The organism is Pseudomonas salicis, from assembly GCF_057128705.1.
The window spans coordinates 805,775-828,614 of sequence record NZ_JBSKHU010000002.1 but is presented as its reverse complement, the minus strand read 5'-3'; the positions used below and the strand labels follow the sequence as shown (position 1 = coordinate 828,614).

Here is a 22,840-nt window from a genome sequence, read left to right as displayed (position 1 = left end):
CATTCCTTGAATAGAAGGGAGTGGGTCAGTCGGAAAATGTGCCTTGCAGGCGTTCGGCGCGAAACTCAAGCGTCTGCGCGCGATAGCCGTTGCGCAACGGCGGCAGCGGCAGACAGTCCTGCCATTGGCTGCCGGGCAGCAGTTCGCCCGGGCCCCGGTAGCGTGGAGCGGTATAGGTGTCGTCGGCAAGATTCACGGTGTCACCCGACGCATACGCCGCCACTTTCCAGCGCAGTTCCTTCAGGGGCACGTCGTTGCTGTTATCGATCAGCACCAGCAAAGGTTTACCCACAGGGCACTGCTGCGGCGCGTAGTTCACGCGCAATTGCAGGCGTTCCAGCCGCTGGGCATCACGTTTGTCTTCCCAGACCACGAACCCCGCAACAACCGCCAGCCCGATGGCCGCCGCCAGCGAAACCGGCAAGGCTTTGGCGGGGTAACGTAGCAGCAGAATCAGCCAGGTGAAGATCAGTACGGCGCCGATGATCATGTCTTCGCTCTCGGGATGCGGATGAGCGCATCGTACCGAAAGGGGAGGAGGAGACCAATCGGCGTTTGGGCGAACGCACGCCTGATCAACGGTCCTTTCCCTTGGTTATCGGCCCGCTAGGCTTGAAAAAACGTCGCAATGGATTGCAGTCGTCATGGCCCCTCTCTCGTCTGTACACACTCGCACGCCTAACCTGAACGCCATAGAACCGCGCGGTTTGGCGATTCGCCAGATTGCGTTCTGTCGCACGCAACCGGGCGATGACGCACTCATTCGAATCAATCGGTCCGCCCATGATGTCGCAGGCAGGCTTGTCCGCTCATGGGACCCGAGGTTGTGGGCAATAGCGAATGACCTTCCGGGCAGGCCTGGAAATTTGAGCACCGTGCATTCTCTGTCAGGCCAGGTGCTTTTCACTGAAAGCGCAGATGCCGGATGGAGCGCCGAATTGCTGGGCGAAAGCGGGCAGCAGGTCTGTCGATGGGATGGAGCGGGGCATTCGCAGCGGGATGAACATGATCAATTGCTACGAACTGTGGCGATTTTTGAAAGCGATGGGATTCGGGAAAGTTGTACTGAGCGACTCACCTACGGCGGCCCTGATGCCTGGGATGCAAATCAATGCGGAGAACTGATCCGTCACGATGATCCCGCAGGCTGTGTGATCAGTTCAGCCTTCACCCTGACCGGGCAAGTGGCCGGACAAACGCGCTGTTTTCTGAACGAACTTGCTGGACCTGACTGGCCTGAACGTGAAAACGAGCGTGATTCATTTCTTGAGCCATGTACGGAAGCCACGACGTGTTGGCGATTCAATGCGTCTGGAGAGGCAGCAGAACAGACCGACGCTGTGGGAAATACGCAGCGCTTTGATCACACGGCTTCAGGTCAGCTGAAAAGCACTCAACTGCAACTGCTGAACCAGCCCTTGCAAACCCTCGTCAGTGATATTCGCTATGACGCTCATAACCGGATCGAGTCGGAAACAGCGGGAAACGGCATTGTCACCACTCTCGATTACGGCCCTATCGATGGGCGCTTGCGTAATCTGCGCTCTGATAACGGACGGCTTCAGGATCTGCATTACCGCTATGACCCTGTCGGCAATGTGGTGAGTATTGACGACCGTGCTCAGCCAACACGGTACTTCGCTAATCAGCAGATTGAGCCTCTTCGAACGTTTGTTTACGACACGCTTTATCAACTGATTGAGGCGACGGGTTATGAGTCGGCCGATGAAAATAGAGGCCCCGCAGCTCAACCTTTTGCAACTGCCGATACGCTGCGGAACTACACCCAACGCTACGAGTACGACGCTGGCGGAAACCTGCAAAAGCTGATTCACACCGGCGCCCGCAATCACACGCGGGTTTTCGCGACAGCGCGATACAGCAACCGGTCGTTGCTGCAAATAGGCGATAACCCACCGACAGAAGAGGAAATTGCAGCGAGTTTCGATGCCAACGGGAATTTGCGTGAGCTGTCGCCGGGGCAGACGTTGCGTTGGGATACGCGTAATCAACTGAGCGAAGTCACACCGGTCGAGCGCGAGTCTGGCATCGATGATCGTGAGGTTTATCAATACGACGCTGCGGGTGCGCGGGTTCGGAAAGTGCGTTCAACCCAGACAAAAATGCTGACCCATCTAAGCGAAGTGCGCTATCTGCCGGGGCTGGAAATCCGCACCAACAGCGCAACCGGCGAACTGCTGTACGTGGTCATTGCAAACGCGGGGCGCAGCGATGTGCGGGTATTGAATTGGAAAACGGGCCGCCCGACCGATATCGAAAACAATCAAGCGCGTTACTCCCTCATCGACCACCTCGGCTCAAACACCCTCGAACTGGACCAGAACGGGCAACTGATCAGCCATGAGGTCTATTACCCCTATGGAGAAACGGCTTGGTTTGCGACGCGAAGCGAGATAGAGGCCAAGTACAAGGCTGTCCGTTACTCAGGTAAAGAATGCGATGCGACAGGGCTTTATTACTATGGGTTGCGGTATTACGCATCTTGGCTCATGCGCTGGCTCAACCCCGATCCAGCAGGGGAGAAATGGGGCCTGAATCTCTTTATGTTTGTACTCAATCGGCCGCTTTGTTTTGTGGATCGACAAGGGCTGGAGCCTGTGAGAATAGCGACGGGAATTTCAGCATTTCCAGATCACTCGCAACAAAAAATGCGCGAGGTACTAGCACTCAGCAAAAACATGCTTGAGCTCATAACTACCCAGGATGTGTCAGTCGAAGCTCTGGCTGCCAGACACGTCGCGTTGGCAACCAGCTTTGGCGAAGTCAGGGCACCGGGTTTCGATGAAACAGTAGGTAAAAAACTGGATGAATTGAGGGCATTCTTGATCTCTCTAGAAGGCGATCAAGAGGCTCGACTGGTATTGGCGGAGCTACCTTTTGGAGTGGACGGTCAAACTCTGGACGCGAAGGCTGAAGGCGGCGGGACTGTCTTTTTATCCTCGACGCATCTCGATCACAGGCATCCAATGCACGTTGCCAAAACATTGATTCATGAAGCCAGTCATGCGGTTCATAACACCCGCGACTATGCCTATATCGAGTTGGATATCCAGCCCCCTGATGCCAATCCGAAGTCACAAGCGAAATACATAAAAACCCTGAAGGAGTCTTCGCAGAAATTGTTATCAGCGGGGCCTGACGAGTCTCAGATGGGGAGGTGGGATGTTTTTCATTACGGCAAACTCATGCTGAAATACGGCGCCCCGCTTCGTGACAGTGCCGCACGGCAGCAGCTGTTTTTGAACAACCCTAACGTCAGAGGCAATGTACTGCTCAAGAACGCAGACTCCTTGGCAACCTACTCTGTCATCGCGTGGCACAACATGCATCAGCGACCGGGCGACGCACAAAGCCATGCCCAGGCAAGTGGCTCAGGTCCGTCATTTGTGCGACGTCTGAAATCTCTCTTCAAATAAAAAAGCCCCCCGCCCACCCCCTGCGGATGGGGAATACGCAGGGGGCGGGCGGGGGCACTACTACTCTTTCCTTGTCGTTGTATCAGCGAGCGATGGTCTGGGTTCTCACACCGGCTTCAATGCCCGGCGTCGAGCGGCCGTAGACGTCTTCGAAGCGTTCGATGTCGTCTTCGCCCAGGTAGCTGCCCGATTGCACTTCGATGATTTCCAGCGGGATCTTGCCTGGGTTGCGCAGGCGATGGACCGAGGCGATCGGGATGTAGGTCGACTGGTTTTCGGTGAGCAGGAACACGTTTTCGTCGCAGGTGACCTGCGCGGTGCCCGACACGACGATCCAGTGTTCGGCGCGGTGATGGTGCATTTGCAGCGACAGGCTGGCGCCCGGTTTGACCGAGATGCGCTTGACCTGGAACCGGCCGCCCATGTCCACGGAGTCGTACGAGCCCCACGGGCGATAGACTTCGAGGTGGTTCTGGGTTTCGGTGCGGCCCTGCTCGTTGAGGGTGTTGACCATCTGCTTGACGCCTTGAACCTTGTCTTTGTGGGCGATCATCATGGCGTCTTTGGTTTCGACGACCACGATGTTGTCCAGACCGATCACGGTGACCAGTTTGCCGTTGCCCTGAATCATGCAGTTGCGGCTGTCCTGAATGACCACGTCGCCTTTGGTGACGTTACCGTTTTCGTCTTTCTGATGCACGTCCCACAGCGAAGACCAGCAACCAACGTCGCTCCAGCCGGCTTCCAGCGGAACGACGCAGGCGCGCTGGGTTTTTTCCATCACGGCGTAGTCGATGGAGTTGTCCGGGCAGCAGGCAAAGCTGGCCTGATCCAGTTCGATGTTGTCGCCGTCGTGCTTGCTGCGCTCAAGGGTCAGCAGGCAGTTGTCGTAGATGTCCGGATCGTGCTTTTTCAATTCTTCGAGGTAGCGGCTGGCGCGGAACAGGAACATGCCGCTGTTCCAGTAATAGCCGCCCGCGTCGACGAATTCGGCGGCGCGTTTTTCGTCAGGTTTTTCCACGAACTGGGCCACGCGGCTCACGCCTTCAGGCAGCAGAGCGTCGGCGGTGGACTTGATGTAGCCGTAGCCAGTTTCCGGCTTGGTCGCCGGTACGCCGAACAGGACCATCTCGCCACGCTCGGCGGCGACGGTCGCCAAAGCCAGTGCGCGTTGCAGGGATTTCTGGTCGTCGATGACGTGGTCGGCCGGCAATACCAGCATCAGTTCGTCGCGGCCTTCGTTGGCCAGCATCATCGCGGTGATGGCGACGGCAGGGGCAGTGTTGCGACCGAACGGCTCCATGATGATGGCCTGAGTGTCCAGGCCCAAAGCATCGAGCTGCTCGCCCACGATGAAACGGTGATCCTTGTTGCAGACCACGACAGGGTGCTGCATGCCATCGAACTGCAAGCGCTCGAGGGTCTGCTGGAAGAGGGTGTGTTCGCCGGTCAGCGCCAGGAACTGTTTTGGAAACTGTTTACGCGAAAGAGGCCAGAGTCGGGAACCGCTGCCACCTGACAAGATCACTGGAATCATTTTGTTTCTCCAAAATTTCGATAGCGTTTGTTTGGGCTATACGTCGGTTGTTCTGTCGTTTCGTCTGTCTTGTTGTTGTGCCGCTGCGCTCGGTGCCCTCACGGTGTGCTGCTCCGCATCACCTGGCGCCGAACGCTGATTTCTGTCGAATCCGCTTCAACGGCCTTCGGCCAGAATCAAAAGCCAATCGCGTGCGCCGCAGGGGCAGCGCACGACTTCGGTGTTACTGAGTCGACGTCGGGCGCTTGACCCAGACTGGCGACAGGTTGCTGCCGTTGCCGGTGATGTACAGCACTGCTGCCTCACCGCGCTCCAGTGCAACCGGTTTCAGGTCGCTGACTTTCTTGTCGCCGTCGAACAGCGCGAAGCTGACTTTTACCGGATTGATTTCACGCTCGCCGGTGCCTTTGGCTTTTACCGAATCCACAACGGCGGTCTTGCCGTCGGCGGTTTTCAGGGTCAGCGGCTTGTCGCTCAGGTTCTGCACACGCACCAGCGACTTCTGTTTGTTCTTGAACGGTGGCTCTTCCACCAGTTGCGGCGCGCCGGAGGTGTTGTTGACGATGGTGTAGTAGTGATCGCTCGCCAGTTTCACCGGCAGGGTGTTGCTGCCGATCTTGGCGCTGTAGTCGCCCTGCGGCATGAAGCTGAAATCACTGCTGGCCAGCGGGCCGACTTCGTTGAGGCTGGTGTTGCCGACACTGGCGCTGACTTCCGCGTTGCTGGCGTTGTAGACGCGCACGAAGGCCGAGCCTTTCGGAGCGGTCGGGCCGTACAGGGCGGCGTCGCCACCAGCGAAGGCCGAGAGTGAGACGAAGCCAAGGCTGGCGGCCAGGACGCAGGTTTTCAGCAGACCGGTTTTGGCCGAACGGGTAGGCATGCGAGTTGGGTTCTGTAAGGTCATTTTGGGTAGTCCTCTCAGTTTTGCGCCCGATCGGGCGACTCGGAATTGACGTTGGAGTTAGAAGCGTTGGCGTTCTGAGCCAGATTTTGTTGAGGGTCACGGGACTTCTTGAGTTCGGCGATCCACTGCGGATCGAACTCGGTCAGGTCGTTGTGGGCCGGCAGATAGCGCTCCGGGAATTCCCAGATGAGCACCTGCGGCGGGCTGCTCTTGAAGGCATCGGTTTGCAGGTATTTGAGCATCGGCAGAATCGGGCCGTGGCCGTCTTCGGCGTAATTCACCACGTCGCTGTGCAGGGCCTGTTTAAGCGCCCCGGCGAAGTTCCAGTTGGGGTTGGCGCTGTAGCTGGTGCCGACCAGACCGACCGCCACCGAGTTGTCCGCAAACAGCGCATCGCCACCGTCACCCTCGGCTTGCGCCAGGTTGGTGCTGCGCTGTTGCAGGTCATCCGGCTTGGGCAGCAGGTTGCTGAACAGCGGGTCCAGCGGCAGGAAGTTGGTCAGGTCGCCCTTGTACGGCGCGCTGGTTTTGGCTTCGGTGATGAAGGTCTGTGGGTCGCCACTGAGCGGGGCTTCTTTCGAGATCGCCTCGCCCAGTTGCTGCGCCACGACTTCAGCGCCCATTGGCGTCCAGTGGGTGTCGGTGCGCAGGAAGACCTGGCCCTTGTCCTTGGCGCTTTGCAGCGGTGCCAGCAGGTCAGGGGCGAAGATGCCGGCCTGGCTGACTTGCGCGTGGAACTGTTGATACAGGTCGGTGTGCAGCGCAGCAGGTTTGTTGTCACCGACGTGTTCCGGGTACAGACGGGTCTTGGCCGGGACGATGGCGAGCACCAACTGCGTGCCCTGTTTTTTCAGGGTGTCGCGCACACCTTTGATGATCGCCAGGTTGTCGGCTTCGTTCTGCTCGCCGTTGGCCACGGCGTCGAATTCCTCGTCGGTATACAGCCACTGGTCCTTGCCGAGAATCACCCCCGGACGACCTTCGTTGAACACCTTGTAATCCAGCGCGGCCCAGAGGTTGGTGCCCAGGCGCTTGATCGGAAACGCCTCGTCGTAGTGGGTTTCCACGGCCTTTGTCCAGTGACCGTTGAGGACCGTGGTTTCCTTGGATGTCGAGAAGCCGATGAAGCTGCGCAGCGACCACAGGCCCAGCGCCAGCAGGATGGCCAGGAACAGGAAGATGTAGAGGAAACGTAATGAACGGGTCATGTCAGGCTCCTCAGAACTGGAAGTACAGGAACGGCGAGAAACTGGCCGCCGAGAGTTTGAGAATCGAGGCCACGAACATCAGCAGGATCAGGGCGCGCATGACGTAGCGCGACCAATCGGCGGTCCAGTAGGCAGGCTGGACCTGCGCATCGGTGCCGACGATGTAGCCCGGTTGATGAATGCTCCCCGGCGTGTCGCCCGGTACGGCTTTGATCAGGCCCGGCACTGCCGAAGCAGGGCCGTCGGTTTGAACAGGCGCATCGCTTTTTGGTTTCTCCGGTGCGCGGTTGCGGTAGAAATCGCGCAGACCGAAGAACGCCAGGGTGATGTACGCCACGATCAGCGTCGCCACTTGCAGGCCGGTGAGGCTGGCGCGGTTCAGGTCCGACAGCTGCCACTCGCTGAAGCTGAACATCGCGCCGTACATACGGGCGGCGACGTGCAGGTTCTCGGCGCGGAAGATCACCCAGCCCATCACCACCAGCAGGAAGGTGAAGGCCCAGCGCACGACGTTAAAGGTCTTGGGCGCCGTGTTGATGCCCAGCGCTTTTTCGATCGCCAGCCACACGCCGTGCCATGCACCCCAGACGATGTAAGTGATATTGGCGCCGTGCCACAGACCGCCCAGCAGCATGGTCAGGAACAGGTTGCGGTAGGTTGCGACCTTGCCGCCACGGTTGCCGCCCAGCGTGATGTACAGGTAGTCACGCAGCCACGTGGACAGGCTGATGTGCCAGCGACGCCAGAACTCGGTGATCGACTGGCTGACATAAGGCTGCTTGAAGTTTTCCATGAAGCGGAAACCCATCATCAGGCCCAGGCCGATGGCCATGTCGCTGTAACCGGAGAAGTCGAAGTACAGCTGCGCGGTGTACGCCAGTGCGCCGAGCCAGGCATCGCCCGTGGTCGGGTTTTGCAGGGCGAAGCAATGGTCGGCAACGACGGCCAGGGTGTCGGCGATGAAGACCTTCTTGATGAAACCCTGCATGAACCGCGTGCAGCCTTCGCTGAACTTGTCCAGGGTGTGGGTGCGGTTATTGAACTGATCCACGAGGTCGCGGAAACGCAGCACAGGGCCTGCGATCAGGTGCGGGAAGATCGCCACGAACGCCGCGAAGTCGATCAGGTTGCGGGTCGCCGGCGTGTCGCCACGGTAGACGTCGATGATGTAGCTGATCGATTCGAAGATGTAGAACGAGATCCCGATCGGCAACAGCACGTGGGTGAGGATGAACGGTTCAAGACCGATCGACGTCATCATCGCGTTGATGCTGTCCACGCCAAAGTTGGCGTATTTGAAATAGCCCAGGATGCACAGGTCGACTGCGACACCCAGCAACAGCCAGCGCTGTGCGGGTTTGGTCCTGACCCCGGCGGCACCGACGCGCAGGCCGATCCAGTAGTTCCACAGCGTTACACCTGCGAACAGTGCCAGGAAGTCCACTCGCCACCACGCGTAGAACACGTAACTGGCCACCAGCAGCAGCAGGTTGCGATAGCGTTGCCCGCTCAAGTAGTACAAGCCGAGAAACACCGGCAAGAACAGGAACAGGAACACGTTGGATGAGAAAACCATCCTTATCTCTCCGTTTGTCCAACATCAAGGGCCACAGCCCCCCCAAACCCCCCATGAAAAATCGAGGGGGTAAAGCACACATCTCATTACCAGCGCAGGCCCCTGTGGGAGCGAATTCATTCGCGAAGCGGTGGCTCAGTCACCGCCATTTGCAGGTCAGTTCCGAGTTGTCAGGACCGACCCTCGTCGGTATGCCGCCCAGAATGAATCCGCTTCCACAGTTGGATTGCGTTCAGCTATTGCTTCTACGAACCGCCTTTCTCACCCTTCTCATGACTCGGGTCATAGGTGCGAGTCATGTCGCCGCCTAGGCGGAAGTTCTTGAACGGTTGCATCTTGTGCTTCTGTTCCAGCACATCCGGGCCGCAGTCGTAGAGCGAGCAGTAGGGTTCCAGCCAAGCGAATTTCATGTCGGTCTTCAGGTCCGTCATGTCTTGCTTGTCGCCATCTTTGGCCTGGAATTCGTTACCCGAATCCTTCACGCCTGCCAGCACCCGATCACCCAGACGCTTGAGTGCGCCGTTGTTTTCAGGACGCAGATCAACGCCGTTGGCCTGGGCAAAACTGGCGATCATCGCCAGCGGCGGCAGGGCGTAGTTGTGGTACGCCAGTGCGCGCTGCTTACGCTTCAGTTCGTTCGGCAGGAAGCCCTGTTGGTCGACCTGATTGGCCGCGACCTTGAACTCCTTTACCGACCAGTCGAACAGGTCTTTGCGGTTGGTCGCCACGGCGGTGGACATCACCGACCAGGCCGCCCAGTACGAGTGGTTGTTGGTCTTGTCGAGCGGCAGGTTGTTCCAGTCGCTGACCACCTGGTCCGCCAGCTTGCTGAACCAGGCCTCGATCACTTGCGCGTCCTGCTGACGGGTGGCCAGTGGGTGGGACTCGGAGAATTTCAGGCGCAGGTAGGACGAGGACATGCTGCCCAGTGCCCATTTGCGCATCGACTTGCCGGTGTGGTTGAAGTCCTTGGACTCCAGCGCATCGGCCTTGGCCCACGTGGTGAGCATGCCGAGCGCGCAGTCGAGCTGTTCGGGACGCCCGTCACGCATGTACTGCATCACCACTTTGCTGGTGTTGCGCTCCATGGTGGTGATGTCCTTGGTCGTGTCACGGAACGCCTGATCCGATGCGGCATTGAACGTCGAACGGGACTTGTCCGAGCCCTCGTACTTGCTGCGGAATTGCAGCGAGCCGGTGTAGGGCTGCGGCGTGGCATCACAGCTGAATTTGCCTTCGCCGCTTTTGTATTTCTCGACCCCTTCATAGTACCCCTGCGGCGGCACGAGCGTGGACGCTGCGCTGGCGCTGGTGGCGAACGATGACGCGGACAACATGGCCAGCGACAGAAGGGTAGGGAGCATCATTTTTGGAGTGTGCATAGGAGCCTCATAACCCGGCTTGCGCGGTTTGATGCGCGACATTCGGGAACACGTTGCGTTTGCATACTTTCGCTTCGACTTCCTGCGGCGCAGTGCCCGCTTCAGGACCCTGCACTTCCACGGCGAGCAGTTGCTGGTCAGCCCAGTCCTTGTCGTCGCGCAGTTCGAAGGCGAAGCGCCCGTCGGTTTCGGATGTTTCAGGTTTTTCGATCTTCAGGTCTTCGTGGCGACCGTTCATGTACCAGAGGCGCGCATGAAGGGCTTTCACCGAGGTGTCAGCGAACTTGATGTCGACCTGATTACTGCCGTTACGCACGTCCTTGATGCCTGTTTTGCCGTTGACCAACAGCTCGTTGGTGCCGGGCTTGAGGGAGGTTTTGGTGGTCATAAGCGCGGGCTTGCCCTCGCAACCGTTGTCCAGCAGCGACATCATCTGGCGATAGATGGTCTCCTGGTCCAGGCGGTACAGTGGCGAGAATTCCCAGATGAGAATCTTCGGCGGATGTTTCTGGAAGTCGTCGCTGCCCAGGTACTGCAGCATCGCCCCTTCAAGTCCGCCGCCAGGGAAGGCGACGTTCAACACGTCTGCACCCATGTATTCCTGCAAGAAGCCGGCGAAGTTGTAGTTCTTGCCGCTGTGACTGGTACCGACCAAGGTGATTTCCGGGGTGCCGGAATCGCCAAACAGGTCGCCGTCGGCTGCTTCGCCTTTCGGTTCGGTCTCGAACTGATCCATGTACTGGATGGCGTAGCTGGAGCCGCACAATTGACCGGCCATATTGTGCAGAGTGCCCTTCTTGCCCATGCGACCTGACAGATGGGTCTCGAATTCGCGCTTGGGAATGCCCGCGAACTCAGGCATTTTCTTCACCGACTCGGCGACGATTTTCGCGGTGCGCTGGGCGCCGTAGGGGGTCCAGTGCTGGTCGCCGCGGAAGTAGAAGTCGTGGACCTGCTGCTCGTTGGTCAACGGCGAAAGGTCCGGCACGGTGTAGCCCATTTTCGCGAAACGACCGAGCATGGCCTGGTAGTTACGCAAGGCGGTGTTGTAGTCGAACTTATCCCGGTCGGCCGGGAACAGCTTGTTGCGGTCCACCAACCCACGGGTCGGTTGATACACCACAACCAGCTCGACGCCCTTGCTCTTGAACGCGTCGTGCAGCTCTTGCATGCGACGGTAGCCTTCAGGCGTGGTGTCGAATTCGGTGCGCAGATCTTCGCGGGTCCGGAACAGCCAGTCGCCCTGGGCCTGCACCAGCGTGGTGAAGTTCTGCTGGTAGCGGGTGACGTAGTTCTTCTCGTCATGGGCTTCCGGGCACAGGCTGCAGCAAGGCTCGGCGGTAAATTTCGGCGCGCTGGCGTCGTCGGCGTAAGCGGCGTTGCTGGCAGCGAACAGTGCTGCGGTCAGGCCGGAGAGGCTGAGTAATTTAATCAAATGTGCGTGCATAGAAATGGCTTCCTCAGTCCCGGAGTTGTTTCTGGCTTTCGACCGGGTCGATCAACACGGCTTTTTGTTGGCGCACCAGCAGATCGAGGATTTCGTCCTGACGATCACCGAGCACGCCGTTGAAGCTGATCCCAGTGCTCTTGGTTGGCGCGAGCATCGACACCTTGTACAGCTCGACGCTGAGCGGCGAGTCGATCGAGAGCGGGCCGGAGCCGTTGGAGGTCAGTTCGCCACCGACCATGATCAGCGACACTTCGGCGTCGAACGGGTCGAGCTTGATGTCGCGGTCGGTGTCGGACAGGTCCTTGATGTGGCCGTAGACGCCCATCAGGCCGTTGCCGATGGCCAGGTTCTCGTACAGCTTGATGTTGGTGCTGTTGCGAACCCGAATGCCGTGGCGTTTGTTGGCGAACACGCGGTTGCCCCACAACAGGTTGTCGGCGCTCTCGTACAGCGTGATGCCGTCGGAGTGGTTGCGGTAAATCTGGTTGTACGCCACCAGGTTGTTCACGCTGTTACGGTCCAGCACGATGCCGGAGAGGTGATTCTCGTAGCTCTTGTTGTTGATGATGAAGCTGTCATTCACCTCACGGGAAACGATGATCCCGTGCTTTTTCTTGGTCCCGTACACCGTGTTCTCGGCAATGATCAGACCGTGTGAACGGTCATGCGGGTCGATGCCGTAGATGATGTTGTCGCGGTAGGTGTTGCCCTTGACCACGAAGTCACGGGTCTCATAGCAGTAGTAGCCGTACCACATGTCCGAGAACTCGGAATTGACGATCCAGCCGGTCGGGTCCGGGCGGTTCATCTTGACCTTCGTCATGGGCGTGTACTGCGAAATACTGACGCCGTACGACTTGCTGTTGTTGTAACCCATGCTCGCCATCTTGGTGTTAAAGATGTAGGTCTGGGTACCGCCCCAGGACAGCAGGAACGGACGGAATTCCTTTGGCGCCTTGAACGTCGACGGCCCGTTGGCTTTCTCGCTCCAGCCGGTCAGCTTGGTGTCCTGCATGAACAACTGGTTGTCGTTGATCAGAAACGCACCGGCTTCCTGAGACAGGCGCAGTTCGGTGGTTTTCTTGTCGACTTCGAAGATGCCTTTGTGGCCGACCACGATCGGCAGTCGCGCCAGAAAAACGCCCGGTGAGGTTTCGCTCAAATACTGCTTGGGCACTTTTTTCGCCAGGTCCTGAAGGGTCATGTAGCCGTCGTCGACAAAGATCGCCTGGGGGATGCCGTGCTGGCGTGCCACCCATTCGGCCATCTTGTTGTCGCCGCCAATGAACTCCTTGAGCGAGTCTTCCTGCATCATGCGACGGATCGACACCTTGCCCGGCTTGCTGCGCACGATCTTTTTCTGCATCGCCTGCTGGGTGTAGCCCGACAGGTCCGGCAATTTGGGTTTGTCCATCTTCAGCGGCCCGGCGTCGGGGCTGCTGATGGTGTACGTCTTGGCCTGATGCAGGCCCTTGACCACTTCTTCGCCACTGGCCGGTTGCGCGGCCGCTGCGGTGGGCAAAGGCACCGGGGTGTTCGCTATGGCCTGGGCACTGGCCAGCAGCAGTGCGCTGCTGAGCACTGCGCTTTCGAGCAGGGCGTGGGGCCATGCCCGATGCCGTAAGTTCGCTTGGCTGTTCATCTCATTGCACTCCTATAGCGGCTTGCATCAGAAGCGCCAGATGACGTCGACGATGGCGCGGTGCATGTAGTTGTCCACGCCGCTGCCATACGCATCGCCGGGTTTGAACACGCCCGCACGCAGGCGAACCAGCGCCGACGGCTCGTCGAAGGACTGGCTGACCGACGTCGGCAGCAGGCCTTGCTTGAAGTATTTGGTGACCACCAGGTCCATCTCCTGACCCAGGTCCTTGTTGCCGTCTTGCAACGGCAGGGACGTGAAGGTGGAGACGCCATCGGCGTCGACGCTTTCGCTGGCCGGGTTGATGCCTGCGCCACCGATACCGGCGTGGCCATCGACACGACGGAACTTGTGGTAGATCAGCGAGGCGTCGTATTCGTCCTGCATCTGCCACGAGGCGAACAGCGAGCCGGATTCCACGTTGGCCATTTCGCCCTGGAAGGCTTCACCGAAGCGATGCACGCGCGAGCGGGTGCCGGTCCAGTTCGAGCGGTTGCTCTCGAGGCCGTTCTGCTCGTAGTTCTTGCTGGCGCGGGAGTAGGCGCCGCCGACCTGCCATTGCGGGTCGAGACGGAAACGCAGGCCCAGATCGGTCGCCCAGCCATTCACGTGGCTGCTGTCTTTCTGACCGGCCAGGTATTGATCGGTGGCGGCGTCGTAGTTCGAGCCGATCTGGTCGCGATTACCGGTCAGCCAGGTCAGGCTGCCCCAGTAATTAACGTTGTTCAGGTTGCGGTAGTTGTACGCATCGCTGTTGGCCTGAAGACCGAGCCAGGTCAGGTCGCCACGGCTGGTCTTGTCCAGATCGTCGATGGCTTCGCCCTGATGTTTCAGGCTGCCGTCGTCGTGGGTGTGGTGCGCACGAATGCCCGCCCATTGGCCCGGCATCCATTGGTACTGCACGTCGCCGAACAGGTGTTGGCGATCTTTGTCCTGGGCCGACAGCTCGGTCAGGTCGGTGCGGTATTCGCTGAAGCGTTGCGCCGCGCCGAGTTCGGCCTTCAACAGCGTGGTGTCGAAGGTCCAGTTCAGGGCTTCGATGTTGGTGTCGTGCCACTGGCCGTCGTCATTGCGCAGGCGCTGGCGACCGAATTTCAGAATCTCGCCGGGGTAGGGTGTGAAGCCGCTGTAACCGATCCAGAACTCACGCAGCGCCGCGTAGCTGTCGTCCACTTCGCGGCTGCTGGAGGTCTTGCGGGCACGCTGGCCGGACTGGCCATCGGCGTTGTTGACCTGCTGGTCCAGCGGGTCGGTCTGGATGGTGTCGGTGGCCGTGACCACTTGCCCCATCGCGTAGCCGCTCCAGTTGCCCCATTGGCCATAAGCCCACGGACGCAGGTCCAGACCGAGACCGTTGACGTCGCCACCGCCACGGGTGCCGAGGTCGCGGTCATCTTCCATCTGGCCGGTCGCCTTCACTTCGATGCCGAAATTCTTTTCTTCGGTCAAGGCCGCCAGGGTCGGTGTGGCCCAGATCAGGGTGAAGCCCAGGCCAAGCCCGGCCGCCATCAGAGGGTTCAACTTAAGCTTCATAGAGGTGCGTCCTCGCCGTCTTTTTCTTCTTGCAGGGTCTGCAAGGCCAGCGCGTTTTGCGCTGAGGTCCCGCGGACCTGCTGTTCGCGTTGGAGAAGACTCTGTGCCTGCGCACGCTTCTCAGGCGGCAATTGATCGTTCAGCTGCTGCATCAGGTCCGCCGCCTGCGGGGTGCCCTGACTTTGCGCGAGCTGACCGAAGACCCAAGCGTTGACCGGGTCGGGTTTGATGCCCTTGCCGCCAGAGAACAGCTGCGCGAGGGCGAAGTCGGCGCTGGCCTGACCGCCTCGCGCGGAGGTCAGCAACTCGTCTACGGCGCGCTGGGCGTCGGGGTGGCCAAGGTAGCCACGGCGGTACAACTGACCGAGGTAGTAATGCGCGGAAATCTGCGTCGGCGCGGCCTTGGTCAGGTGCTCCTCGGCTTTCTTCGCGTCCGGCAGGACCAGCTTGCCCTCGTAGTACAGCTTGCCCAGCAACAGCTCGGCACGGGGTTGATCCGCCGCACGACCGTTGTCCAGGTATTCCATCATCTTGTTGACGTCGCCCAGTTCGGGGTAGTCGTACAGCAACTGAGCGAGGCTGACCCACGAGGCCGGATAGCCCGGGGCGACTTTTTCCAGCAGTCGCTGGGCGGTCTTCTCGTCAGGCTTGCCGAGGGTCGCGTCGGCCAGCACGCGGGCGACGGTGTCGACACGCATGGCCGGGACGCTGCCGCTGGAATAGCCGCTTTCCATCTGCTTCAACAACGCCGCCTGTTTGTCGGCGTCGCCGCGTTTCTGATAGACCGTGGCCAGTTCCATGTAGCAAACGTCGTTGGTGCGCAGGGCCTGTTTGCAGATGCTTTCGACGTCCGCCAAATGCTGATCGTAGGTGCCTTGGGTGCGATACAGCAGCACCTGCGCCAGACCCGCTTCCGGATAACCCTGGGCGCGCCATTCATCGATCTTCTGCTGCGCGTTCACGTTGGGGAACGTGTGCGGGTATTGCAGATAGAGCAGCGCCAGCGGTACCAGCGTGCCGGCTTCACCGTTGGCGAAAGCTTTCTTCAACAGCCCCTCGGCCTCGTGTTGCTCGGCCGGGGTCGAGTTGGGTTTGACCGCGAGCAGCTTGCCCAGGCGCGATTGCGCGCGAGGCGAGGTAGCAGCGGCGGCGCGGTAAGTCGCTTCGGCCTGTTTGATCAGTTCCGGGTCGCGGGTGCCGACCTGAATGTCTGCAAGACCGACCTGTGCATCGCTATAACCCAGGTCCGCCAGTTGCCGATAGTTTTGCTCCGCCACGGCGGTATCGCCGCGCTGCAGGGCTTCATTGGCCAGGCGCTGGTCGGGCAGGTTGATGCCACAACCCCCCAGACCCAGGGCAATCGCCAGGCTCAACAACGTAGGGGCTGACAAGCTTCGTAGTGGGCTAGCCATGTTTAGAGACCTGCGGCCGTGGCTTTGTCGATCAGCCAGTTCAGCGAAGGACCGCGATCACTGACCACTTCCACCGGCAGACCGGCGAGGCTGCTGTTCAGCGATTCGTCAGGCTGGATCTGCACCCGAATGTCGGACGACAGATCGGCAGGGCTCAACGCGGTGGCGCTGACGATCTTGCCGCGATGGGTAGTGTCGTCGCCTGCAACGGTGAAGTTCACGCGAGCACCCGGCTGAACGTCGGCGAACTGGCGATAGGTGAAGCGGGCATCGACGTTGGCGGCGATGTTGCGAGGGATCATCTGGAAGATCACCTGGCCTTTGCTGGCGTATTGACCGTCGGCCACCAGTTGCTTGCCGATGATGCAATCGCAAGGGCTGGTCATGGTCCCGGCCAGTTGGCGACCGAACAACTCTTCGATTTTCGCCGGTTGCATCTGATCCGGGTCGAGGTTGCCCTTGAGCATGTCCAGCATGCTGGTGTTGAACGTGGCCAGTGGCGCGCCTTTGGCGACCGGGCTATTCGGGGCGACGAGGCTGGTCAGGGTGCCTTCGCGAGGCATGGTCACGTCCATGGAAGGAACGCTGACCAGACCGGACGTGGAGTGGCTGACGAAGTACATGCCGTACACCGACTTGGCAACGAAACCGAACGCCACCAGACCGACCACGAAGATACCGGCGCTGAAAGTGACTGCACGCAGGCGACCGAAGGCGCTCAGGCCGCTGCCGCTGTCCTTGACCTTGCGCGCCTTGGTGAAGTTGTCGCGCTGCAGGGTTGCCAGCACTTCGCCCATGCTGACGATGTCGCCGGACAGGTGCGAGGTGATCAGGTGGCGCAGGGTCGCGATGTCCTGAGCTTCAAGGTGCTGGAACTGGCAACCGACGCGACCACTGGCGGGATCGTAGGCGCGAATCTGCAATTCGACGTCCATCGCAAGGCCGAGGTTGTCGACCAGAAACTGCAGGCGGGCCTTGATGACCTCACCGACAGTGGGCTTCAGGTTTGCTGGCGTGATGTAGCTCAGGCCGCCAGCGGACAGGTCTTCGACGCGCACCAGTGGGGCATTGGGCTGACCATTGAGCAGGCGCAGCTTGGCGGGGATTTTGATCCGGGCATGCTGACGCTGAGCTTCGGATTCATGGACGACGTTTGCATTCACGGCTGGGTTCATGGCTGTGTTCATGGCGTAGTTTCCTGAGTAATCGAGTTGATCCATTAGTGCGGTCAGACCATTGTCAGCAGCACGGCAACGAAGATGCTGCCAGCCGAGAAAGTCATGGTTCGAGACGACCAGGTGTTGAACCAACCCTGGAAGCTGGCCATGTCGCGGCTCAGTTTGGTATCCTGGCGGGTCCAGGACTGGCGGTCGAGGCGGAAGAAGACGTAGATCTTCATCAGCGCGCCGACGATCTGGTTGTAATAAAGAATCGCGGGATAGGCCGGGCCAATGGCGTGTCCCGAGCAGGACAGCAGCAGCGTCAGGATCAGGCGGGTGATGCCGATCCAGAGCAGGTAAGCGAGCAGGAAGCTCACGCCGTATTTCAGGCTGGCTAGAATCGCGACGGTCAAGCCGAGGATCGACGTCCACATCGACACACGCTGGTCGAACAGCACGATGCTGGTGAATACGCCAAGGCGACGAACACCCAGGCCCAGTGCACGAGAGTTCTGACGCAGGTTGTTGCCGTACCAGCGGTACATCAGCTTGCGGCTGGCCTTGAGGAAGCTCTTCTCGGGCGGGTGCTCGACCGTGTTGATGGCGGCGTCCGGCACGTAGAACGTGTCGTAGCCGAGGCGCATCAGGCTGAACCAGCTCGACTTGTCATCGCCGGTCAGAAACTTGAAGCGGCCCAGGCGCCAGTGCTGCAGCGAGTCGCTTTCCACGTCGGCGATGAAGTCGGGGTCGGTCACGACCGTGGCGCGGAACACCGACATCCGGCCGGTCATGGTCAGCACGCGTTTGGACAGGGCCATCGAGCACATGTTGATGTGGCGTTGGGCGAAGCGCAGCTTGTGCCACTCGCTCATGATGTAGCCGCCGCGCACTTCACAGAATTCGTTGGTGGTCAGGCCGCCGACGTTGCCGAACAACTGGAACCAAGGAACGGTTTTCTTCACCACGCCTTCCGCCAGCACGGTGTCGCCATCGATCACGGCCACGACGGCACGGTCGTCCGGCATGTGGCGCGAGATGGCGCGGAAACCGAAGGCCAGGCCATCGCGTTTGCCAGTCCCGGCGATGCGCACGAAGTCGAGGGTCACGTGCGGCGGCGGGTTGTGTTTGGCCCACAAAGCCTTCACTAGCAGTTCATCCGACATCTCGACCAGTGAGCAGACGACGGTGGTCGGGTAGCCGCAGGCGATGGCTTCCTGGATGACCGAGCTGTAGACCTGCGCGGTGGTCAGCGCGTCGATACGAAAGCTCGTGACCATCAGGAACACGTGAGACGGATCAGCGGCCTTGCCCAACTTGCGAACTTTGCGGCGCAGGTGGGGGTAAACGATGTAGAGAAAAATCATGCCGCGCACAAAGTGCGTTGCGCCCATCGAGTAGCGCCAGATACCGACGATACCGACCAGGAAAATAAAGTCTTTCGACTGGGAGTCGAACAATGTCGCTGGCAGTGCCATCGCAATGGCCGCCAACACACACAAGTAAAACAGCCAACCGGCGGCTTGGAGAAAGCCGTGTCTTAGCCCGTTCATAATCTGCATCCCTAAATCAGTTGCAAGCCGCAAGCTTCAAGCCCCAAGCCCAGGCAAAATGCGCTGGACTCGAGACCTGGAGCTGGCCGTTAGCTTGTCGCTTGAAACTTGCAGCTCGCCGCTGCTCTTACCAGCAGATGCCTTCGGTCTGGCCGTTTTCGGTGGTTGCGCCGGTCATGAAGCCGACGAGGTCGATGACCTTTTTACCGGCCGGGGCGTTGTTGGCCAGCGCGCGGAAACGCTCGTCACGGTTACCGAGGATGATGACGTCAGAGTTGTCGACCACGGCGTCGAAGTCCGAGTTGAGCAGGGACGAAACGTGCGGGATTTTCGACTCGATGTACTCTTTGTTCGCGCCGTGAACACGGGCGTACTCGACGTTGGCGTCGTAGATGCTCAGGTCGAAGCCCTTACCGATCAGCATTTCTGCCAGTTCAACCAGCGGGCTTTCGCGCAGGTCGTCGGTGCCGGCCTTGAAGCTCAGACCCAGCAGCGCCACTTTGCGGTTATCAGTTGCCGCAACGATGTCGAAGGCGTTCTGCACCTGGGAAACGTTGCTGCGCATCAGGGAATTGAGCAGTGGCGCTTCGACGTCCAGCGAGCTGGCGCGGTAGGTCAGGGCACGCACGTCTTTTGGCAGGCAGGAGCCGCCGAACGCGAAGCCTGGACGCATGTAGTACTGCGACAGGTTCAGGGACTTGTCCTGGCAGACCACTTCCATCACTTCGCGACCGTCGACGCCGACCGCCTTGGCGATGTTGCCGATTTCGTTGGCGAAGGTGACCTTGGTCGCGTGCCAGACGTTGCAGGTGTACTTGATCATCTCGGCAACGGCGATGTCCTTGCGGATGATCGGCGCGTCGAGTTCTTCGTACAGGGATTGCAGGACGTCGCCGGAGGCTTTGTCGAACTCGCCGATGACGGTCATCGGTGGGTGATCGTAGTCCTTGATCGCGGTGCTTTCGCGCAGGAACTCAGGGTTCACCGCCACGCCGAAATCAACACCCGCCTTCTTGCCCGAGCAGTCTTCCAGAATCGGGATGACCACATTGGCGACGGTGCCCGGCAACACGGTGCTGCGCACGACGATGGTGTGGCGAGAGGTTTTCTCACGCAGCACGAAACCGATTTCGCGGCAGACGGACTCGATGAAATCCAGCTCCAGGTCGCCGTTTTTCTTGCTTGGCGTGCCGACGCAGATCATCGACAGGTCAGTGGCGCGAATCGCTTCGGAGAAGTCAGTTGTACCGCGCAGTTTGCCGGTCTTGATCCCGTTCTCCAGCAGCTCGCCCAAGCCCGGTTCCACGATTGGAGACTTGCCCTGATTGATCAGGTCGATCTTGGCGCTGGAGATATCCACACCGACCACATCATGACCACGTGCCGAGAGGCAACCAGCACATACTGCACCGACATAGCCCAAACCAAAGATGCTGATATGCATCGTAATCTCCTCGATTTTTACGCCATTAGTTGGCTGGATATAAGTACTGTCTTTCAACTTTCGCGCACTCGTCCGCACGGCAAGTTAATGTCGTGACACAAGCACAGGCAGAATTTAATAGGGGCGGCGTCGTTTTAAAGGCGGGCCCGAATATTACAGATTACAAGCGTCGAGTGACCCATACATATGTATGTGGGTTCCCGATCTGGGATATGGCATAACACTCCACCGGATGTTTGTGAGTCGCTGCCGCGCCTCTGGCTCAGGGCTTTTGGCCATGATTCAGTATGGTCCTGCTCGTCAGTGGCTTTACAGCACCCGATTGGTGCTTGCTCGATCTACTTCAACTAGTTTGGTGCGTTCTCTCCTTGCACGTACCACATAGACCGACGGGTCTAACTACGTTGACTAGTAACTTCCAGATCTGTCCTTATGCCATGTAAGAGATGTCTCACAAGGTGGACGAGAATTGTTACGGGATGTAGGAGCATGAGGTTTCCCCAGAAGTTCCTGGCCGCTCGTCCTCTTTTCGAGAATTTTCGATACAGGTTCGTTTTTGAGGGTAATTGCACTTTGATAGCACTTTCGATTTAGTCCTTTATATTAAGGGGGTTGCGGCTACAGCATGTAACTGTGCCACTAGTGCAAAAAAGCGATAGGCCACTACAAAAAAATGTTGTTAATTTTTTGAGAAAAACCAGGCGGCATTTGCGAGTGATCATAAATTGGCGCCAATAACATGGCCTTTAAACCGTTCGTCTGCCAGAACAGTCCTACGGGAACTTCAAAAATCGTCCTACGTGTTTCCTTTCTTCTCTGGATCGAGATGCCCTCTGATCGCGCGCACTCTTCGCGCCTTCATTTTTTGGGGCATTTTTCTTGGGTATCTGGATGCGAACCGGGCTGGTCGTTGCCGGTTTAGGGTTAAGCAGCACGACATATGCCGCACCGGGCGCCAACCCCGGCGACCGAAGCGTTATCACCGACCGGCAGGAACGGCTGCTTGAGGACCAGCGGCGCAAGCTGGAGGAACTCCAGCATTTGCAGACGCCGACCATTACGCCGACACGCCAGTCAAAACCGACTTCCAGCGCTTGTTTTCCCATTCGGCGTATCACGCTGAAAGGCGCGGCCCATCTGAGCGTTGCGGACAAGCGACGGCTGGTCGAACCCTTTCATAATCAGTGCCTCGGTGCCGCCCAGCTCGATGGCCTACTTCGCGGCGTCACAAACCATTACCTGAACAGGGGGTGGGTCACCAGCCGGGCGTATTTGCCAGAGCAGGACCTGTCCGATGGGAAGCTGACGGTGCACGTCGTCGAAGGTCAGTTGGAAGCATTGGGCGCAGAGCAGGGTGCCTTCACTGCGCAAGAATTGCGCATGGGGTTTCCGGGTCAGGCTGGCGAAATCCTGGATTTGCGAACGCTCGAACAGTTGGTCGATCAACTCAATCGTCTGCCCTCGAATCGGGCGCGACTGGAACTCAAGCCCGGCAAACAGGTGGGCGGCAGCGATGTTCGCGTGCTCAATGAGCCACTGAAACCGTGGCGCGCGCAGCTCTCGCGCAGCAATGCCGGGCAAAAAAGCACTGGCGAGCAGCAATGGGATTTGGGGCTGGAGTGGGACAATCCGCTAGGCCTCGCCGACCGTCTCAATCTGCGTAGCGGCGCAGATGCGGTCAGCGATCACCATCGCCATTCTGAAAGTTCGATGCTGTATTACGAACTGCCCTATCGGTGGTGGAACGTCAGCTACGCGCAGAGCCGCAGCCACTATCGATCCCGCGTTCAGGCGAATGACTTTGCCTTCGCGCAGACCGGGGACACGGTCAGTCATCAGGTGCATGCCGAACGCGTGTTGCACCGTGATGGCGTCGGCAAAACCTCACTGCAACTGGGCGTCTCTCATCTGCGCAGCAACAGCTATATCGAAGGCAGTCGCCTGCTCGGCAGCAGCCATCGTCTGAGCGAACTGCAAGTGGGGCTTAGTCACGGACGGCGCATCGGCTCGGCCTTCACCAACCTTTCGCTGGGCATGCAAAAAGGCATCGGTGCATTCGGTGCGCAACGCACGACGCCGAATAACCCTGCGCGCCCGGACGATCGCCAACCGCAATCGCGTTACCGCAAATACGGCGCGACGCTGAGCATTCTTACGCCGTTTCAACTGGCAGGCGAGGCCTTCACATTCAGCAGCATGGCCACCGGTCAGTACAGCCAGGACGTGCTGTTCAGCCCGCAGCGCATGAGCCTTGGCGGCGAATCATCAGTGCGCGGCTACAAGGAGCAGTTCCTGTCCGGCGACAGCGGCGGTTACTGGCGCAACGACCTGCGCTGGACCCGGCCCGTGAACGTCGATTGGCTGCGTCCGGTGGTCTCCGGCTACGGCATCAACCTCGGCTATGACCACGGCGTCATCCGACATCACGGGTTTGACGGCGGCCAGCATGGTCGCCTTTCGGGGCATTCCACCGAGCTGTTCGCCGGTGGTGAACATGCCTCGCTCAGCCTGACATTTGCTCATTCCCTCGAACGGCCCGACGCCCTCGCCGAGCGCGAGACCCCGGTTTACCTGCGCCTGAACCTCTTCCTGTAACCGTATTCGT

At 59.4% G+C, this 22,840-nt stretch carries 15 protein-coding genes; 2 read left to right on the top strand and 13 right to left on the bottom strand.

Annotated elements, in window-relative coordinates; all coding sequences use genetic code 11:
* Positions 1-25: 25 nt before the first annotated feature.
* Complete coding sequence (locus ACWKWE_RS09960) at positions 26-490, bottom strand: multidrug transporter (protein ID WP_166597158.1); 465 nt, start codon at positions 488-490, stop codon at positions 26-28.
* Between the two features lie 385 nt (positions 491-875).
* Between ACWKWE_RS09960 and ACWKWE_RS09955 the strand changes: the two genes are divergently transcribed.
* Positions 876-3,437 carry an RHS repeat domain-containing protein gene (locus ACWKWE_RS09955; protein ID WP_483850481.1) on the top strand — a complete coding sequence of 854 codons (2,562 nt, stop codon included), beginning with the start codon at positions 876-878 and terminating at the stop codon, positions 3,435-3,437.
* 82 nt (positions 3,438-3,519) lie between these two features.
* On the opposite strand, the gene ACWKWE_RS09950 is transcribed toward ACWKWE_RS09955, so the two are convergent.
* The 12 genes from ACWKWE_RS09950 to ACWKWE_RS09895 form a co-directional block, all read right to left on the bottom strand.
* Positions 3,520-4,974, bottom strand: a complete 1,455-nt coding sequence (locus ACWKWE_RS09950; protein ID WP_166597156.1) for a mannose-1-phosphate guanylyltransferase/mannose-6-phosphate isomerase — start codon at positions 4,972-4,974, stop codon at positions 3,520-3,522.
* Positions 4,975-5,197: 223 nt separating this feature from the next.
* Complete coding sequence (locus tag ACWKWE_RS09945) at positions 5,198-5,854, bottom strand: alginate O-acetyltransferase AlgF (RefSeq protein WP_166597155.1); 657 nt, start codon at positions 5,852-5,854, stop codon at positions 5,198-5,200.
* 38 nt (positions 5,855-5,892) lie between these two features.
* Complete coding sequence (locus ACWKWE_RS09940) at positions 5,893-7,086, bottom strand: alginate O-acetyltransferase (protein WP_483850383.1); 1,194 nt, start codon at positions 7,084-7,086, stop codon at positions 5,893-5,895.
* A gap of 10 nt (positions 7,087-7,096) precedes the next feature.
* The gene (locus ACWKWE_RS09935) at positions 7,097-8,662 is read right to left on the bottom strand and encodes an MBOAT family O-acyltransferase (protein ID WP_483850382.1); all 1,566 of its coding nucleotides are present in this window, start codon (positions 8,660-8,662) and stop codon (positions 7,097-7,099) included.
* 245 nt (positions 8,663-8,907) lie between these two features.
* A complete protein-coding gene (locus ACWKWE_RS09930; protein ID WP_483850381.1) occupies positions 8,908-10,044 on the bottom strand; it encodes a mannuronate-specific alginate lyase in 1,137 nt (378 codons plus the stop codon).
* A gap of 7 nt (positions 10,045-10,051) precedes the next feature.
* On the bottom strand, positions 10,052-11,491 hold the full coding sequence (locus tag ACWKWE_RS09925; RefSeq protein WP_166597151.1) for an alginate O-acetyltransferase: 1,440 nt from the start codon (positions 11,489-11,491) through the stop codon (positions 10,052-10,054).
* Positions 11,492-11,504: 13 nt separating this feature from the next.
* The gene (algG, locus tag ACWKWE_RS09920) at positions 11,505-13,136 is read right to left on the bottom strand and encodes a mannuronan 5-epimerase AlgG (protein ID WP_483850380.1); all 1,632 of its coding nucleotides are present in this window, start codon (positions 13,134-13,136) and stop codon (positions 11,505-11,507) included.
* A 27-nt stretch (positions 13,137-13,163) separates the two neighbouring features.
* Positions 13,164-14,669: an alginate export family protein gene (locus ACWKWE_RS09915; protein WP_483850379.1), complete on the bottom strand. Its 1,506-nt coding sequence runs from the start codon at positions 14,667-14,669 to the stop codon at positions 13,164-13,166.
* The gene (gene algK, locus ACWKWE_RS09910; protein ID WP_341962179.1) at positions 14,666-16,081 is read right to left on the bottom strand and encodes an alginate biosynthesis TPR repeat lipoprotein AlgK; all 1,416 of its coding nucleotides are present in this window, start codon (positions 16,079-16,081) and stop codon (positions 14,666-14,668) included. The genes ACWKWE_RS09915 and algK overlap by 4 nt, the downstream gene beginning before the upstream one ends.
* A 2-nt stretch (positions 16,082-16,083) precedes the next feature.
* The gene (locus ACWKWE_RS09905; protein WP_483850480.1) at positions 16,084-17,256 is read right to left on the bottom strand and encodes a PilZ domain-containing protein; all 1,173 of its coding nucleotides are present in this window, start codon (positions 17,254-17,256) and stop codon (positions 16,084-16,086) included.
* Between the two features lie 53 nt (positions 17,257-17,309).
* The gene (alg8, locus tag ACWKWE_RS09900; RefSeq protein WP_166597147.1) at positions 17,310-18,791 is read right to left on the bottom strand and encodes a mannuronan synthase; all 1,482 of its coding nucleotides are present in this window, start codon (positions 18,789-18,791) and stop codon (positions 17,310-17,312) included.
* A gap of 127 nt (positions 18,792-18,918) precedes the next feature.
* Complete coding sequence (locus ACWKWE_RS09895) at positions 18,919-20,235, bottom strand: nucleotide sugar dehydrogenase (protein ID WP_166597146.1); 1,317 nt, start codon at positions 20,233-20,235, stop codon at positions 18,919-18,921.
* Between the two features lie 891 nt (positions 20,236-21,126).
* On the opposite strand from ACWKWE_RS09895, the gene ACWKWE_RS09890 reads away from it, so the two are divergent.
* Entirely contained in the window at positions 21,127-22,830 is a 1,704-nt protein-coding gene (locus ACWKWE_RS09890) for a ShlB/FhaC/HecB family hemolysin secretion/activation protein (protein ID WP_483850479.1), read from the top strand.
* The last annotated feature ends 10 nt before the right edge of the window (positions 22,831-22,840 follow it).

Coding starts and splice junctions, on each gene's coding strand:
- ACWKWE_RS09960 (WP_166597158.1), bottom strand. CDS start 490: ATGATCATCGGCGCCGTACTGATCTTCACCTGGCTGATTCTGCTGCTA.
- ACWKWE_RS09950 (WP_166597156.1), bottom strand. CDS start 4,974: ATGATTCCAGTGATCTTGTCAGGTGGCAGCGGTTCCCGACTCTGGCCT.
- ACWKWE_RS09945 (WP_166597155.1), bottom strand. CDS start 5,854: ATGCCTACCCGTTCGGCCAAAACCGGTCTGCTGAAAACCTGCGTCCTG.
- ACWKWE_RS09940 (WP_483850383.1), bottom strand. CDS start 7,086: ATGACCCGTTCATTACGTTTCCTCTACATCTTCCTGTTCCTGGCCATC.
- ACWKWE_RS09935 (WP_483850382.1), bottom strand. CDS start 8,662: ATGGTTTTCTCATCCAACGTGTTCCTGTTCCTGTTCTTGCCGGTGTTT.
- ACWKWE_RS09930 (WP_483850381.1), bottom strand. CDS start 10,044: ATGCACACTCCAAAAATGATGCTCCCTACCCTTCTGTCGCTGGCCATG.
- ACWKWE_RS09925 (WP_166597151.1), bottom strand. CDS start 11,491: ATGCACGCACATTTGATTAAATTACTCAGCCTCTCCGGCCTGACCGCA.
- algG (WP_483850380.1), bottom strand. CDS start 13,136: ATGAACAGCCAAGCGAACTTACGGCATCGGGCATGGCCCCACGCCCTG.
- ACWKWE_RS09915 (WP_483850379.1), bottom strand. CDS start 14,669: ATGAAGCTTAAGTTGAACCCTCTGATGGCGGCCGGGCTTGGCCTGGGC.
- algK (WP_341962179.1), bottom strand. CDS start 16,081: ATGGCTAGCCCACTACGAAGCTTGTCAGCCCCTACGTTGTTGAGCCTG.
- ACWKWE_RS09905 (WP_483850480.1), bottom strand. CDS start 17,256: ATGAACCCAGCCGTGAATGCAAACGTCGTCCATGAATCCGAAGCTCAG.
- alg8 (WP_166597147.1), bottom strand. CDS start 18,791: ATGAACGGGCTAAGACACGGCTTTCTCCAAGCCGCCGGTTGGCTGTTT.
- ACWKWE_RS09895 (WP_166597146.1), bottom strand. CDS start 20,235: ATGCATATCAGCATCTTTGGTTTGGGCTATGTCGGTGCAGTATGTGCT.
- ACWKWE_RS09890 (WP_483850479.1), top strand. CDS start 21,127: ATGCGAACCGGGCTGGTCGTTGCCGGTTTAGGGTTAAGCAGCACGACA.